General features: G+C 68.6%; 10 protein-coding genes. 6 read left to right on the plus strand and 4 right to left on the minus strand.

Features of this window, described 5'->3' with window-relative positions; translation table 11 throughout:
- Positions 1–4: 4 nt before the first annotated feature.
- From nagA to CYFUS_RS05275, 3 genes are read right to left on the minus strand one after another with little or no spacing between them, the layout of a single operon-like run.
- Positions 5–1,168 (minus strand): N-acetylglucosamine-6-phosphate deacetylase, encoded by a 1,164-nt coding sequence (gene nagA, locus CYFUS_RS05265; protein WP_095984231.1) that lies wholly within the window; start codon positions 1,166–1,168, stop codon positions 5–7.
- On the minus strand, positions 1,168–2,226 hold the full coding sequence (locus CYFUS_RS05270) for an SIS domain-containing protein (protein ID WP_095984232.1): 1,059 nt from the start codon (positions 2,224–2,226) through the stop codon (positions 1,168–1,170). Before CYFUS_RS05270 ends, nagA begins: the two co-directional genes overlap by 1 nt.
- Positions 2,223–3,014 (minus strand): GntR family transcriptional regulator, encoded by a 792-nt coding sequence (locus CYFUS_RS05275; RefSeq protein WP_095984233.1) that lies wholly within the window; start codon positions 3,012–3,014, stop codon positions 2,223–2,225. Before CYFUS_RS05275 ends, CYFUS_RS05270 begins: the two co-directional genes overlap by 4 nt.
- A 251-nt stretch (positions 3,015–3,265) precedes the next feature.
- Between CYFUS_RS05275 and CYFUS_RS05280 the strand changes: the two genes are divergently transcribed.
- The 6 genes from CYFUS_RS05280 to CYFUS_RS05305 all read left to right on the plus strand — a co-directional run bounded on the left by CYFUS_RS05280 (position 3,266) and on the right by CYFUS_RS05305 (position 14,038).
- The gene (locus tag CYFUS_RS05280; protein ID WP_232537382.1) at positions 3,266–4,177 is read left to right on the plus strand and encodes an N-acetylmuramic acid 6-phosphate etherase; all 912 of its coding nucleotides are present in this window, start codon (positions 3,266–3,268) and stop codon (positions 4,175–4,177) included.
- A complete protein-coding gene (gene ptsP / locus CYFUS_RS05285; RefSeq protein WP_095984235.1) occupies positions 4,165–6,747 on the plus strand; it encodes a phosphoenolpyruvate--protein phosphotransferase in 2,583 nt (860 codons plus the stop codon). The genes CYFUS_RS05280 and ptsP overlap by 13 nt, the downstream gene beginning before the upstream one ends.
- A gap of 29 nt (positions 6,748–6,776) precedes the next feature.
- On the plus strand, positions 6,777–8,519 hold the full coding sequence (gene nagE / locus CYFUS_RS05290; protein WP_095984236.1) for an N-acetylglucosamine-specific PTS transporter subunit IIBC: 1,743 nt from the start codon (positions 6,777–6,779) through the stop codon (positions 8,517–8,519).
- A 129-nt stretch (positions 8,520–8,648) separates the two neighbouring features.
- Positions 8,649–11,330, plus strand: a complete 2,682-nt coding sequence (locus CYFUS_RS05295; protein ID WP_095984237.1) for a family 20 glycosylhydrolase — start codon at positions 8,649–8,651, stop codon at positions 11,328–11,330.
- A gap of 203 nt (positions 11,331–11,533) precedes the next feature.
- Positions 11,534–13,309, plus strand: a complete 1,776-nt coding sequence (locus CYFUS_RS05300) for a glycosyl hydrolase family 18 protein (RefSeq protein WP_095984238.1) — start codon at positions 11,534–11,536, stop codon at positions 13,307–13,309.
- Between the two features lie 165 nt (positions 13,310–13,474).
- On the plus strand, positions 13,475–14,038 hold the full coding sequence (locus CYFUS_RS05305; protein WP_095984239.1) for an RNA polymerase sigma factor: 564 nt from the start codon (positions 13,475–13,477) through the stop codon (positions 14,036–14,038).
- Between the two features lie 66 nt (positions 14,039–14,104).
- On the opposite strand, the gene CYFUS_RS05310 is transcribed toward CYFUS_RS05305, so the two are convergent.
- Positions 14,105–15,949: a glycosyl hydrolase family 18 protein gene (locus CYFUS_RS05310; RefSeq protein WP_232537383.1), complete on the minus strand. Its 1,845-nt coding sequence runs from the start codon at positions 15,947–15,949 to the stop codon at positions 14,105–14,107.
- Between the last annotated feature and the right edge of the window lie 94 nt (positions 15,950–16,043).

Here is a 16,043-nt window from a genome sequence, read left to right on the forward strand (position 1 = left end):
GCTCTCAGTACCACTGCGCCTGACCCGCCACCCACGTGGCGAGCACGGTGAGGTCCGGCCGCAGCAGGGCGAGGTCCGCGCGGTAGCCCCGCGCGATCCGTCCGAGCTGTCCCTCCAGTCCGAGGAAGCTCGCCGGGTAGAGCGAGGCCATGCGCAGGCTGTCCTCGAGGGGCAGCCGGAGCTGACGCACGCAGTTGCGCACCGCCGTCATCATGTCGATGTCGGCGCCGGCCAGGGTGCCGTTCTCCGTCACCAGCCGCCCGTCCCGGCGCAGGATGGTCTGCCCATAGAGGGTGAAGGAGCGCGCGTCGGTGCCCACCGGCGGCATGGCGTCCGTCACCAGGTACACCTTGCCGGGCGGCTTGCTCTTCACGAGCATGCGCAGCAGCGACGGGTGGACGTGGATGCCATCGGCGATGACGCCGCACCAGGCCTCCTCGGACTCGATCGCGGCCAGGGCGGGGCCTGGCTGGCGGTTGGTCAAGGGCGGCATGGCGTTGAACAGGTGGGTGAAGCCGCGCACGCCCGCGCGCAGGGCATCGCGGGTGCGCTCGTAGGGCGCCGCCGTGTGGCCCGCCGCGAGCAGCACTCCCGCCGAGGCGAGCCGTGTGAGGAGGCCGTCCTCCACGCGCTCGGGCGCCAGCGTCAGCAATAGCCGGCCCGAGTGGGTGGCGAGCCGCTCCGGCAGCGCCATCAGGTAGTCGATGTCCCGGGGAGAGGGCGTGCGGATGAAGCGCGGGTCATGCACGCCGGGCCGGTCGCCGCTGATGAAGGGGCCTTCCAGGTGGATGCCGAGCACGCCGCTGGTGGGACGGGCCATGGCCTCGAGGGTGGCCTCGCACGCCCGCTGCATCTTCACCTGCTCGTCCGTGATGAAGGTGGGCAGCAGTCCCGTCGTGCCCGAGCGACGTGAGGCCGCCGCGATGGCGAGCGCCGCCTCGACGGTGGGCGTGTCGTTGAACAGCACGCCCCCCGCGCCGTTGACCTGGGTGTCGATGAAGCCGGGCACCAGCAGCGCGTCCCCGGGCAGCCGGACCAGCTCGGCGTCGGTGGGCGCGGCTGGAGCCGGCACCACGGCGGCCACGTGCCCGTCCTCGAGCACCACGCAGTGGCCGTCCACGAATTGCTCGCCCGTGAAGACCCGGGCCCCACTCAGCACGCGTTTCATCACACGGTCTCCGTCACTTTGCGCAGGTGGGGGGGCGCGTCCGGGTCGAGCCGGCGCGCCACGGCCAGCCGGTGCACCGCCATGTAGAAGCTCTGCACCTGGCACAGGGGGGCGATGGCGGTGGGGATGCCGGGGACGGACGGCAGTGCTTCCGTCCCGGGTACGTCGAGCACCGAGCGGACCTCGGCGCCCAGCTCGACGAGCCGGCGCACCACGTCCCGGGTGCTGCCCGCGGAGTTGTCCTCCTGGCCGAGCGCCAGCACGGGGAAGCCGGGGCCCACCAGGGCCAGCGGGCCGTGGAGCACCTCGGCGGTGCTGAAGGCCTCGGCGTGCAGCCGGCACGTCTCCTTGAACTTGAGCGCCATCTCCAGGGCGGCGCCCAGGCCGATGCCGCGTCCGAGCACGTACAGGCCGCGCGCGTCGGCGAGCCGCAGGAGCGCGGGAGACCAGTCGAGCGCGCGCGCCGCCTCCAGGGCCTCGGGGAGCCGGGTCACCGCGTCGCGCAGCTCCGGCTCACGGGACCAGTGCGCCACGAGCTGCAGGAACGCGAGGCCGGAGAGCAGATAGGACTTGGTGGCGGCCACGCTCTGCTCGGGGCCGGCGCACAGCGGAATGCCCACGTCGCACATGCGCATGAGCGGGGAGTCCTCGTGGTTGACGAAGCCGACGACGAGCGCGCCCGCCTCGCGCGCCGCTTCCGTCAGCCGCAGCAGGTCCGGGCTGCGGCCCGACTGCGACACGGCGATGAAGAGGCTGTCCTTCCAGTCCAGTGGGGTGTTGTAGACGGACGCCACGCTCGGCCCCACCGAGGCCACGGCGCGGCCCAGCGTGGTCTCGATGAGGTACTTGCCATAGCTGGCCGCGTGGTCGGAGCTGCCGCGCGCGCAGGTGATGATGAAGCGGGGCGGGTGCTGACGCAGCCGCTCGCCCAGCTCGGCGAAGGTGCCCGCGCAGCGGGTAATCTGCTGGCGCGCGGCGTCCGCGGCCTGGGCGGCCTCGCGTGCCATGGCGGGCACCTGCGGGACCACGGGATGGACGGCTTGGGGAGTGAGGCTCATCGGTTCACCTCTCGGGCCGGGGCGGCCAGGTTCAATTCGACGATGAAGTCGTAGGCGTCGCCCCGGTATTGGGAGCGGACGAACTCCAGCGGGGTGCCGTCCTCGAGCAGCGTCCGCCGCTCGATGTAGAGGGCGGCGGAGCCCTCGGGCACTCCGAGCTGTTCGGCCTGTTCGGCGGGCAGCCTGATGGCGGACAGACGCTGCAGGGCGCGGTGGGGGGTGAAGCCCTTGCGCCGGAGCGTTTCATAGAGCGAGCCCTGGACATCCTGGGGGTCGGCCAGGAAGCGCGTGGGGATGACCGCCATCTCCAGGGCCATGGCGTTGCCGTTGGCGGTGCGCAGGCGCTGCATGCGGCTGACGGTGGCGCCCGGGCTCAGCCCGAGGGCCAGGGTCTCCTCGGGGGTCGCTACCGTCACCGTGCGATTGAGCCACACCGAGCCCGCGGTGAGGCCTCGCGAGCTCATGTCCTCGGAGAAGCTGGTCAGGGTGGACAGGCGCTGCTCCACATAGGGGCTGGAGCCGCGGGTGACGAAGGTGCCCACGCCCTGGCGCTGTTGCAGCAGCCCCTCGTCCAGCAACTCCTTGATCGCCTTGCGCACCGTGACGCGCGACACGCTGAAGCGCTCCGCCATCTCCCGCTCGCCGGGCAGCGCGTCCCGATGGCCGAACCGGCCGCTGACGATCTGCCCCCGCAGGTAGCGCGCGAGCTGGAGGTAGAGCGGCAGCGGCAGGTCGTTGGACAGCGCGTCCCGATCGAGGACTTCCACTCCGCTCTGATGAATCGACATGACTCCTTCTTCCTTGGGCTCGTAATACCATGAAGATACCACTTTAAGACCATGACGCAAGTCTGAATCGCGACTTCCAGGTTGTATTAGACAAGTTAAGTGGCTGGAATCACAGGAAGTTTCATGAAAATCCACCTGCGTGGAGCTTGCTTGCCCGCCGAAATGGCAACTTCGGCGTTGAAATCAGGAATCGTGCTGGTATGGTGCAGCAGTCCAATCTAATACCAGTTGACCCGGGGGAGGCCACGTTGATGAAGGAGACGGAAGCGGCGGCCCGGCGATTCCAGGGGCTGGATGGCTGGGGGACCGCGGAGGTGCTCGAGACGCTGTGGGGCGGTCAGTCGCGGGCGGTGGCCGCCTGCCTGCCCGCGCTGCCCGCGTTGGGGCGGGCCGTGGATGCGGCCCGGGCGCGGTTGGCGGGCACCCAGGGACGGTTGATCTACGCGGGAGCCGGCTCGGCGGGTGCGCTCGCGGCGCTGGATGCCCTGGAGCTGCCCGGAACGTTTGGCTGGCCGTCGACCCGGCTCTCGGTCCTGCTGGCCGGAGGGTTGGACCTCGCGCGCGGCCTGGACGCGGGGGCCGAGGACGACGCGGGCACGGGCCGCGCCCGGGTGGCGGAGCTGCACCCCGGTCCGACGGACGTGGTGCTGGGGGTCTCCGCCAGTGGCGGCAGTGCCTTCACCGTGGGCGTGGTGGAGGAGGCCCGGCGCCGGGGTGCCCTGACGGTGGCCATCGCCAGCGTGGAGGGCTCGCCGCTGGTGGCCGCCGCGGAGCACGTGGTGGTCGTGCACACGGGGGCGGAGGTGATCGCCGGCTCCACCCGGCTGGGCGCGGGAACGGCCCAGAAGGTGGTGCTCAACCTCTTCTCCACGGCCGTCATGACGGGCCTGGGCCTCGTCTTCGACAACATGATGTGCAACGTGCGGCCGGAGAACGCGAAGCTGCGCCAGCGCTGCGTCACCATCATTTCCCACATCGCCGGAGTCGGGGAGCCCGCCGCCGCGGACGCGCTCGCCCGCCACGGAGACATCCCCCGCGCCGTCCTCGGACTCGCGGGCCTGTCCCCGGCCGATGCCGATCAAGCCCTCGTTCGCTCGGGGGGTAACCTGCGCGCCGCTCTGGAGAGCGCATCCAAGGAGAAGGGCGAAACATGTCCTCGCTGAGAGTCAGCTCACCCGTGGAGACGCAAGCCTTGTCCACGTTGAAACTCGTCGCGCCGATCGCCGGATGGGCGACCCCGTTGGAAGAGGTTCCGGACCCCGCCTTCGCCCAGCGCATGGTGGGTGATGGCATCGCGGTCGACCCGACCTCGTCCGAGCTGCGCGCCCCGTGTGAGGGCGTCGTGGTGTCGGTACATGCCTCGCGCCACGCCTGCACGCTGCGCACGGGAACGGGCGCGGAAGTGCTCCTGCACATCGGCATCGACACCGTGAACCTGCGCGGTGAGGGCTTCATCGCCCATGTCCAGGAGGGGCAGCGGGTGCGGGTGGGCGAGCCGCTCATCGGCTTCGACATGGACCTGGTGGCCCGCAAGGCGCGCAGCCTGTTGACGGTGATGGTGGTGGTCAACGGGGACACGCACACCATCAAGCAGAAGGTGGAGGATCGCGCGGTGGCGGTGGGCGAGCCCCTGCTGGAGGTCGAGGGGGGCACGGCACAGCCGGTGGTCGAGGTGGCGGGAGACTCGTCCGCGCGCCGGGTGCGGCTGCTCATCCCCCATGGTCTGCATGCCCGTCCCTCCGCCGTGCTCAGCCGGCACGCCGCGATGCACCCGGGCGTGGTGCGCGTGTCGTGTGGCGAGCGCACCGTCAACGGCAAGAGCGTCGTGGCGCTGATGAGCCTGGGCGCCCGCCATGGTGACACGCTGACGATCACCGTCGAGGGAGCGCAGGCCGAGCAGCGCGTCCAGGCCCTGGTGGATCTGGTGACCAGCGGGTTGGGCGACACCGTCCAGCCCATCGCCGAGTCCTCCACGCCCATCGTGGCGCCCGCGTCCGCGTCCGCGCCCTCCGCGGTGTCCTTCTTCCCGTCCGACCATCCGGCCCTGTTCCAGGGCACGTCGGCCGCTCCGGGCGTGGCGGTGGGCATCGCCATCCGGGTGCTCGAGGATCAGGTGGATCTCAACCAGCGGGGCCGGGGCCTCGCGGAGGAGCAGCGCCGCCTCGCCGAGGCGCTCGCGGGCGTGCGCCACGAGATCGAGCTGATGATCGAGCGCTCCACGGCGGACGGGGCGCACACGGAGATCTTCCGCGCGCACCTCGAGTTGCTCGACGATCCCGAGCTCAATGACGCCGCGAGCCGCTCCCTGTCGGCCGGACACAGCGCCGAGTGGGCGTGGCGCTCGGCGACCGAGCTGCACGTGGGGCTGTTGCAGGAGCTGGAGAACGAGCTGCTGGCGGAGCGCGGCGGGGATCTGCGCGACATCGGCCGGCGCGTCATCGCCTTGCTGACGGGCAAGAACGGCTCGCGCGTTCCCACCGAGCTGCCGTCCAATGCCATCCTCGTCGCCGATGAGCTGCTGCCCTCGGACCTGGCGGAGGTGCCGGCGGGCCGGCTGGCGGCCATCTGCACCGCGAAGGGCGGCCCCACCTCGCACGTGGCCATCCTGGCCGCGGGGCTGGGCATTCCGGCGGTGGTGGCCGCGGGAGACTCGGCCCTGCGCGTGCCCACGGGCGCGACGCTGATCGTCAATGGAGACCGGGGCGAGGTCCAGGTCCACCCCAGCGCCGCCCAGCAGGAGGCCACCCTGCGGGCACTCGCCGAGCGGGCCACCCGCCGCGAGGCCTACCTGGCCAAGGCTCACGAGGGATGCCACACGCTGGATGGCGCGCGCATCGAGGTCTTCGCCAACCTCGGGCGTCCCGGTGACGCGGCGGCCGCCGCCAGCCAGGGCGCCGAGGGGTGCGGGCTCTTGCGCAGCGAGTTCCTCTTCCTGGAGCGCACCACCGCGCCGAGCGAGGCCGAGCAGACCGCGCAGTACCAGACGATCGCCACGGCCCTGGCCGGCAGGCCGCTCGTCATCCGCACGCTCGACGTGGGCGGTGACAAGCCCCTGGCCTACCTGCCCCTGCCGCGCGAGGAGAACCCGGTGCTCGGCCTGCGCGGCGTGCGCGTGTCGCTGCGCTACCCGGAGATGCTGCGCACCCAGCTGCGCGCCATCCTCCGGGTGAAGCCCGAGGGCATCTGCCGCGTGCTCGTGCCCATGGTCACCTCCGCGCACGAGCTGCGCGCGGTGCGCGCCATGCTGGAGGATGAGCGCCGGGCGCTGGGCGTCTCCACGCCGGTGCAGCTCGGCGCGATGATCGAGGTGCCCGTGGCCGCGGTGCTCTCCGAGCGCCTGGCGGCCGAGGCGGACTTCCTCTCCATCGGCACCAATGACCTGACGCAGTACGGGCTGGCGATGGACCGGGGCAATCCGCACGTGGCGGCGCAGCTCGACGGCCTGCACCCGGGCGTGCTGCGGCTGGTGGCTCAGACGGTGGAAGGCGCGCGCAAGCATTCCCGCCCGGTGGCGGTGTGCGGCGGCATCGCATCGGACGCGCGCGCGGCCCCCTTGCTCATCGGACTGGGCGTCAGCGAGCTGTCGGTGGCTCCCGCGGTGATTCCCAGCCACAAGGCCCTCATCCGCACGCTCTCGCTGTCCGTGTGCGCGGATGTCGCGCGCAAGGCCCTGGAGCTGGAGAGCGGTGACGAAGTGCGTGCCCTCGTGACGAATACCTGGCCGGGCCTGTGACCGGTCGCACTGTTTCAACGGAGAGAAGCATGGTGAGCAACAAGTTCGCGGGAGTCCAACAGCTTGGGCGCGCCTTGATGTTGCCCATTGCGGTGCTGCCCATCGCGGGACTCCTGCTGCGTCTGGGTCAGCCAGACCTGCTGGGTATTGGCTTCATGGCGGCCGCCGGTGGCGCCATCTTCGACCACCTCGGCCTGCTGTTCGCGGTGGGTGTGGCGGTGGGCTTCGCCCGGGAGAACCATGGCGCGGCGGGACTGGCGGGCGCCGTCGGCTTCTTCATCACCATCGAGGGCACGAAGGCGCTCGTCCAGGTGCCTCCGGCGGTGCTCGAGGGGCTGGTGGGAGCGGCCCGGGACCTGGCGGTGTCGGGCTACAAGGCGCGCCTGGAGTCGAAGATCAGCATGCCGGCCGGCATCCTGTCCGGCCTGTTCGCGGGCATGCTGTACAACCGCTACAAGGACATCAAGCTGCCGGAGTACCTGGCGTTCTTCGGCGGGCGCCGCTTCATCCCCATCATCACGGGCCTGGCCTGTCTGGTGCTCGCGGTGGTGTTCGGGTTTGGCTGGCCGGTGATTGAAGCGGGTCTGGACGCGGTGACCCGCTCGGTGTTCAGCGCGGGCCGGTTCGGGCTGTTCCTGTATGGCTTCTTCAACCGCCTGCTCCTCGTCACGGGCCTGCACCACATCCTCAACAACGTCGCGTGGTTCCTGCTGGGCGACTACAACGGCGTGACGGGAGACCTGAAGCGCTTCTTCGCGGGTGACCCCAGCGCGGGCGCGATGATGACGGGCTTCTTCCCGGTGATGATGTTCGGCCTGCCCGCGGCGTGTCTGGCCATGTACCGGGCGGCGCCCGCGCACAACCGGGCCAAGGTGGGCGGCCTGCTCACGTCGATGGCGCTGACGTCCTTCCTCACGGGCGTCACCGAGCCCATCGAGTTCGCCTTCATGTTCCTCGCGCCGCCGCTCTACCTGCTGCACGCGGTGCTCACGGGCGTGGCGCTCGTCGCCATGGATGTGCTGGGCGTGAAGCTCGGCTTCGGCTTCTCGGCGGGTCTGTTCGACTACGTGCTCAACTTCAAGCAGTCCACCCAGCCCTGGCTGCTCCTGCCGGTGGGCGCGGCGTACTTCGCCCTCTACTACGGGCTGTTCAGCGTCTGCATCGCGCGCTTCGACCTGAAGACCCTGGGCCGGGAGGACGAGGCTCCGGCCGCTGACACCGCCTCCATCGATGGCGGCTCCCTGCCGGCTCCCGCCCTGTCCCGGGGCGCGGCCTGGCTCAAGGCCCTGGGCGGCGCGAGCAACCTCCAGACCGTCGATGCCTGCACCACGCGGTTGCGCTTGACCGTGGCGGACAACGCCCGCATCGACGAGCCGGCGCTCAAGTCGCTCGGCTCGCGAGGCGTCATCCGTCCGTCGCCCGGCAGCGTCCAGGTCATCATCGGTCCGCAAGCGGATCAGGTCTCCTCCGAGATCCAGGAGGTCCTGCGCGGCGGTGGTGCCCGCGAGGGCGCTCCGGTCTCCGGCAGCGCCGAACAGACGCTGGCCCGGGGGGTGCTCCAGGCGTTGGGAGGGGCCTCCAACGTGCGCGAGGTGGATTGTTGCTCCACCCGTCTGCGGTTGATCGTCGTCGATGATCAGCGAGTCAACGACACGGCCCTGAAGGGGCTCGGAACGCGGGGAGTGGCCAAGCCCTCCGCGGGTTCCATCCAGGTGATCATCGGACCCACGGCGGAACGCGTGGCCGATGAGCTGCGTGCGCTGCTGCGCTGACGCACGGCCCCTTCTTTCACAGCCCTCCGTCCAGGTGTCCTGGGGAAAATGGCGACAGCCTTTTCCCCAGGGTAGGGGGAGGGCTGTCTCGAGTACCACCCACGGGTGGGTTTTCCTTTCGGAGGCAACATGAAACGTTTGCTGACGTCTCTTCCTCTCATGGCGATTCTCTCTTCGGGATGTACCGACCCCAATGAGCCGCCGGCGCCCGGGCCGGCCGCGCTCGCGGTGGAGTGGGAGCCCACGGACAACTCGGTGGGAAGCTGGAAGTTCTTCCGCTCCACCTTCACCCTGGAGAACAAGGGCCCCGGTGAGCTGGGCAACCAGGGCTGGAAGCTCTACTTCAACTTCGTGCGGCGCATCCTGAACGAGGGTGAGGGCGACGAGACGGGCGTGCAGGCCCTCGCGAAGCAGGGGGTGAAGATCTCCAAGGCGGCCAGTGGCGACTACTACGTCATCGAGCCCCTCCCGGACTTCAAGCCCATCGCCCCGGGCGAGCGGCGCGCGATCGACGTGCTCGCCAGTGATTGGGCCATCCTCAAGACGGACGCGCCGGCGGGCTTCCACATCGTCTTCACCGGGGAGAAGTTCTCCGACAAGACCGCGTTCGCCGTCCCCTCCACCGTCAAGCTGGACGCGAACGACCCGAAGCAGACCACGCGCTTCGAGGGCGACGTGATGCCCGTGCAGACGTCCGGGCTGCGCTACGACGAGAACCCGGCCCGCCAGACGCTGGACCTCAAGGCGCGGCTGTTGCCCGCTCCCCGCACCGTCGAGGCGGTCGAGGGCACGGTGTCGCTCAAGGGCGACCTCGCCATCGGCTTCGTCGAGGGGTTGAAGGACGAGGCCTCCTACCTGGCCGCCGCGCTGAAGGATGTGCTGGCGGCGAACATCACCTCGCGGGCCACGGGGGGCGGTGAGCAGATCCGCCTGGAGCTCAAGCCCGACCTGAGCACCGCCGAGGGCTATGAGCTCGACGTGAAGGACGGCCTGGTGACCATTCGCGGCAAGGACGCCGCGGGGGTCTTCTATGGCATCCAGACGCTCCGGCAGCTCATCCCCACGGAGGCCTATGCCGCCGCGAAGAAGGGCACGCGTGCCCAGGAAATCATCCTGCCCGGGGTGCACGTCGCCGACGCTCCGGGCTTCGTCTACCGCGGTATGGCTTTGGACGTGGGGCGTCACTTCCAGACGAAGGAGACCGTCAAGCGGCTGCTGGACGTGCTGGCGCACTACAAGATCAACAAGTTCCACTTCCACCTGACCGATGACGAGGGGTGGCGCCTGGAAATCCCGGGCATCCCGGAGCTGACGAGCTACGGCTCCCGCCGCGGCTTCGACCTGGGCGAGGAGGAGATGCTCCACGCCGGGTTTGGCTCGTCCAACGATCTCGCCGAGGGCGATCGCATCTCGCTCAAGCCGTCCGCGCCCACCAGCGCGGATCCGGTGAAGGACGCCCCGCAGGGCTTCGTGCCCGAGACGCTCAACTTCCTGGGCAAGGGCAGCGGGTACTACACGGTCAAGGACTTCGAGGAGATCCTCGTCTATGCCAAGGAGCGGCACATCGACGTGATTCCCGAGGTCGACGTCCCCGGCCACTCGCGCGCCGCCGTGAAGGCCATGGAGTACCGCTACCGCAAGCTCAAGGACTCGGACCCCGCGCAGGCCGCCGCCTACCGGCTGGTGGACCCGGCGGACACGTCCAAGCACGAGAGCGTCCAGATGTACACGGACAACTTCATCAATCCCTGCCTGGACACGTCGTATGCCTTCCTGACCAAGGTCGTCCAGGAGATCAAGGCGCGCTTCGACGCGGTGGGCGCCCCGCTCTATGCCATCCACGGCGGCGGTGACGAGCTGCCCTCCTTGAGCAACGGTCACGTGTGGTGGCAGGGCTCGCCGCTGTGCAAGCAGAACCCCCAGACGCGCGAGCTGACCGACATCCAGCTCTTCAACCACTTCTTCAAGAAGTGGCAGGGCATCATCGCCACCACGGGCGGCACGCAGATGACGGGCTGGGATGACATCATCCACAACGGTCAGGATCTCCCCGGCTTCCTCCCCATGCCCTGGAGCAACGTGTGGGGCTGGGGCCGCGAGGATGATGCCTACAAGTTCGCCAACCAGGGCTACAAGGTCATCCTCTCCCACTCGACCAACCTCTACCTGGACCTGGCGTACAACAAGGATCCGGACGAGCCCGGCTACTACTGGGCCAACTTCGTCGACACGAAGAAGACGTTCGGGTACCGGCCCTTCGACGTCTACGCCAACGCCACCCACAACCGGATGGGCGTTCCCATCGACCCGTCGGAATTGAAGGACAAGGTTCGCCTGACGGCCGAGGGCAAGAAGAACATCCTCGGCATGCACGGCCTGCTCTGGGCCGAGAACCAGAAGAGCCCCGCCCTCCTGGAGTACTTCGCGTTCCCGAAGATGCTCGGCGTGGCCGAGCGCGCCTGGAACCCGGAGTTCCCGACCGATGGCGATCCGGCCGCGCTCTGGGCCCACTTCACCAATAGTCTGGGCCAGTTCGTACTGCCGCGCCTGGACGGCTACCGCGCGGTGGACCTGCGCTCGGAGTTCCCGAGCCGCGTGGGCGTGAACTACCGCATCCCGTTGCCGGGCGCGAAGCTCATCGACGGAAAGCTGAATGCAAACGTTCTCTTTCCTGGCCTGGACATCGAGTACTCCACGGACGCGGGCGCCAACTGGAAGCCATACACGGAGCCCGTCGCCGTCTCGGGCGCGGTGTCCGTCCGGGCCCGCGCGAGCGACGGCCGCACGAGCCGCATCGCCGAGCTGAAGTAACAATCGAATATCCAGACCCGACAGAACTGCTGGACTGGGAAGAGTGAGAAAAAAATGAATCTGGGTTTTGGACGTGTTGACCCGGATTTATAGAATGTCCACTCTATCAAGATGAACCCGCGCGATTCGGGCGCGGGGCATCGCGAGCGCGAGGTGGACGCGCGCTTCGCCCCGCTTCATTCCAAGCAACCAGGAGTTCAAACATGCGTCTCAACAAATGGGCCGTGGGTCTGGTCCTTTCCGCGCTGTCCGCGGGGTGTGGGTCGGAAGGCCTGTCGCCGACGGGCGAGGGCGCTGGCAGTGTGATGAAGGCCCCGCTCGCGGACCCGGCCTGGGCGCCGGGCGTGGCCTACGCTCAAGGGGCGCGGGTCTCCTACGGTGGCGGCTCCTATGAGTGCCTCCAGGCCCATACCTCGCTGCTGGGCTGGGAGCCCTCGGCGGTACCGGCGCTCTGGAAGGCGGTCTCCACGGGTCCCACCGATCCTCCCCCGACGGGCGGCGACACGACCGCCCCCACGGCGACCCTGAGCGCCAGCTCCACGTACTTCACGGCCGCGGGCACGCTGAACCTGACGGCCACCGCCGCGGACAACGTGGGCGTGACGAAGGTGGAGATCCTCCAGAACGGCGCCGTGGTCTCCTCGAGCAAGACCTACAGCCGCACCTTCGCCTCGGGCCAGAATGGCACGTACACCTATACGGTGAATGCCTATGACGCCGCGGGCAACGTGGGCTCCCAGACCGTCACCGTCACCGTGGCGATCGGCAGCACGCCGCCCCCGCCTCCTACCGGCGGCAAGCGCATCGTGGCCTACTTCACCGCGTGGGGCATCTACGGCCGCAACTACCAGCCGTCCCAGGTCCCCGCCGGCAAGCTGACGCACCTCAACTACGCCTTCTCCAACATCTCCGCGGACGGCAAGTGCATCCTCGGTGACTCCTACGCGGACATCGACAAGGGCGGTGGCTACCCGAACGAGTGGGACCCCGGCCAGCTGCGCGGCAACTTCCGCGCCTTCAAGGAGATGAAGAAGAGCTACCCCAACCTCAAGCTGCTCATCTCCGTGGGTGGCTGGAGCTGGTCCACGTACTTCTCCAAGGTGGCGGCCACCTCGGCCTCCCGCTCGGCCTTCGTGAAGTCCTGCGTGGACCTGTACATCAAGGGCCAGTTCCCCGGGGTCGACGCGGCCAACGGCGCGGGCGTCTTCGACGGCATCGACATCGATTGGGAGTACCCGGTGGGCGGCGGGTTGCCCGGCAACATCACCAGCCCCGCGGACAAGCAGAACTACACGCTGCTGATGCAGGAGTTCCGCAACCAGCTCAACGCCGTCTCCTCTCAGACGGGCAAGTCGTACCTGCTCACGATCGCCTCGGGCGCCTCGCCGGACCTGCTCGCGAACAAGCAGGAGACGAAGAACCTGGCCAACGTGCTCGACTGGATCAACGTCATGTCCTACGACTACCACGGGGCCTTCGAGAGCTCGACGAACTTCCAGTCCGCGCTCAACCGCGTCACGGGTGACCCCGCGGCGAGTTCCGGCTTCTACACCGATGGCTCCGTGGCGAAGATGCTCGAGCTGGGCGTGCCGGCCAACAAGATCGTCGTGGGCGTGCCCTTCTACGGCCGCGGCTGGGGCAACGTGCCCTCCACGAACAACGGCCTCTTCCAGAGCGGCACCCCGGTCAATGGCACCTGGGATGATGGCACCTCCGGGCCGACGGGCGTGTTCGACTTCAAGGACATCAAGAACAAGTACGAGGGCAAGAACGGCTACACCAAGTACTTCCACGCGGAGGCCAAGGAGGCCTACGTCTACAACCCCAACACGAAGATCTGGATCGCCTACGACGACGCGCAGTCCATGTCGGCCAAGGCGGACTACATCCTGAGCAAGGGGTTGGGCGGCGCGATGGCCTGGGAGCTGAGCTCGGATGACGGCACGCTGCTCGACACGCTGTACCAGAAGCTGAAGTAGGAGCGCCTCGCGCTCCCTTGAACGTCTGTCTTTGGCCGGTGGGGGGATGAATGCCCTCACCGGCTTTCGTTCGTCGGTTTCCATTCCAAGACCCCCCCCCACCCCCACAGTCCTGTTCCCGCCATGCAAATGATGAGAGCCAATGCCCCTTGTCGTCGTCCGGTGATGGTCCATGTGGAGGAGCCTCGCCTCCGCGCGGTGATGGAAGGACGGCGTGAAGACGCCGAGGCACTGGTGGCACAGCTGCTTCCCCGGGTGCGCAACCTGGTGCGCTACTCGGTCCGGGCGGACTCCGACGTGGATGACATCACCCAGGATGCGTTGATCGCCATCCTGCGGGGGCTGCCTTCCTACCGCGGCGAGGGCGCCTTCGCGTCCTGGGCGGACCGCGTGGTGGGGCGGGTGACCTTCGCCGCCTCGAAGCGCGCGCGCGTCGAGCGCACGCGGCTCAAGCAGGACGAGGAGGACGAGTCGGCTCCGCTGCTGGCCGACGACGCGCCGCCCGAGGACTGCATCCTGCGGCGCCGGATGGAGAAGCTGTTGGACAAGCTCTCCGAGGAGCAGCGGCGGGCCCTGGTGCTGCACCATGTGATGGGGATGAGCGTGCCGGAGATGGCGGAGGAGCTGGAGGTTCCCTTCGAAACCGTCCGCAGTCGTCTCCGCCTGGGCAAGGCGCACCTCCGGGAGCTGCTGTTCCGCCAGGTGGGCCACGAGCAGGTCCTTCCCTGACGGGCTCCACCGGTAGACGTCCCAGCGGGTACGCGTCAACCACCCACGTACCCGGGGAGCCGTCTCCTAGTACTTCGGCAGGCTGGGGATGCTCTGGTTGCAGTTGCTGATGATGCCGAGCATCTGGCAGACCTTCTGGCCCGTGGCGTTCACCGACGCCGCGCCGGTGGGAGCGGGCATGTGGACCCGCTCCTTCCAGATCTGCCACACCATCATTCCGTCCGTCGGCTTGCCCTTGTTCTTCATGTACGTGGCGAGCGTCTCGACGTTGTAATACTTCGTCGCCATGTTGTTCTGCCCGGTGAGCATCTCGGCGTCGTACACCGTGCCGGGCTCGGCGTTGAGCTTCAACGTCGCGCCGCCCGCGCCCTCGGGGGCGATCTCCAGGCCCATGGCGATGGGGCCGCTGTAGATGGCCCGGTAGGACTCATAGCCCTCGCGGGGGTCGTAGTAGTCGCCCCCGTCGTAGGACATGAGGTTGATGTGGTGCAGCTTGGCGCCGTGGTTCTTCACCACGCTGTACATGGTTCCGCCGAAGGGCGAACCCCACTGCACCTTGCCTTCCTCGAAGGGCGTGCCCTTCACGTAGTAGGCGCCCGTGGACCAGCCCGCGATGGAGATGCCCAGGTTCAGCCCGCGGGTGCGGATGGTGTTGTGCAGGGTGGTGATGATGTTGGCGATCTCCCCGTCCTTGCTGCAGCTGAACTGGTCCGCCGTCAGCTTGTTGCAGCTGCTGCCGCTCGACTCCCAGTCGATGTCGACGCCGTCGGCGCCCAGGTCCTGCGCCAGGTCCACCACGTGCCCCGCGTTGAAGCGCGACCACTGGTCTCCCTGGCTGTAGCTCCATCCGCCGACGGAGATCCACACCTGGGTGCCCCGCGTGCGCAGCGCCTGGATGTTGTTGATGAGCGTCTGGGCCTGCTCCCGCGTGAACTTCTTCTGCCCGCTGTTCGTCGTGGCGCCCTCGGCGAACTCGAAGCCCGCCACGGCCTGATCGAACTCGTACGAGCCCTTGGTGTACGCCATGTCGGGCCGGACGAAGGAGAGGTTCAGGTGGGTGTAGTAGCTGGGGATGTTCGCCGTCGTCAGGTCATTGATGCTCGTGTTCCACGAGCTGGCGTACCCGATGTACATGCGCCCGTTGGGGCCCGGAGGTGGGGTGCCCGTCAGGTTGACCTGGACGCTCACGCCGCTCGAGGTGGCGGAGTTGCCCGCCGCGTCATACGCCTTGGCGGTGTAGCTGTAGGTGCCATTCTGGGCACTGGAGTTGAAGTCATCCGACGCGGTGAAGGGGCTGGTGCTGTCGGTGCTGAAGATCACGCCGTTCTTGTAGAACTCGACCCGGCTCACGCCCACGTTGTCACTGGCGGGCGCGGTGAGGCTCACGCTGCCCGCGGTGGTGAGTTGGGTGGGGGTGGCCGTCAGGGTGACGGTGGGGGGCGTCTTGTCCGAGGGGTCGGTGGCGCCCGAGCACGCATAGCCATTGATGGAGCAGCTGGCCACGCCGCTGTAGGTCCCGCTGCCATCGAAGGACACGGTCACGCTGCCATTGGCGGGCACGACGTTGCCGCCCCAGGTGTTGGGCTGCACGGTCCACGAGCCATCGCTGTTCTTGGTGGCCGAGCCGCCCGCGCCCCACGGCGAGCCGACGATGCCGGCGGCGCCATTGAACTTCACGGTGAGCGCCCACTCCGTGATGGGGCTGCTCGTGGTGTTCTTGATGACGGCCACGCCGCTGAAGCCCCCCTCCCAGCTGGAGCTGGTGGACACCGTGGCCGTCAACCCCGTGGCGGTGGCCGCCAGCTCGGACACCTGGGAATGAGCCGACGCGGGCAGCTCCGGCTCAACCCCCTGGCATGCGGTGAACAGACTCAACAGGCCAGGAACGACGAATTTCGACGAACGACGCATGAAACCTCCGGGACCACGGGAACATGAAGACAGACAACCTAGAGAGACTGAAACATGCCCTTTCGGGTCAATCCGTCTCCATGTTCCGTGTCGC

The sequence above is a fragment of the Cystobacter fuscus genome, from assembly GCF_002305875.1.
GTDB classification, from domain to species: domain Bacteria; phylum Myxococcota; class Myxococcia; order Myxococcales; family Myxococcaceae; genus Cystobacter; species Cystobacter fuscus_A.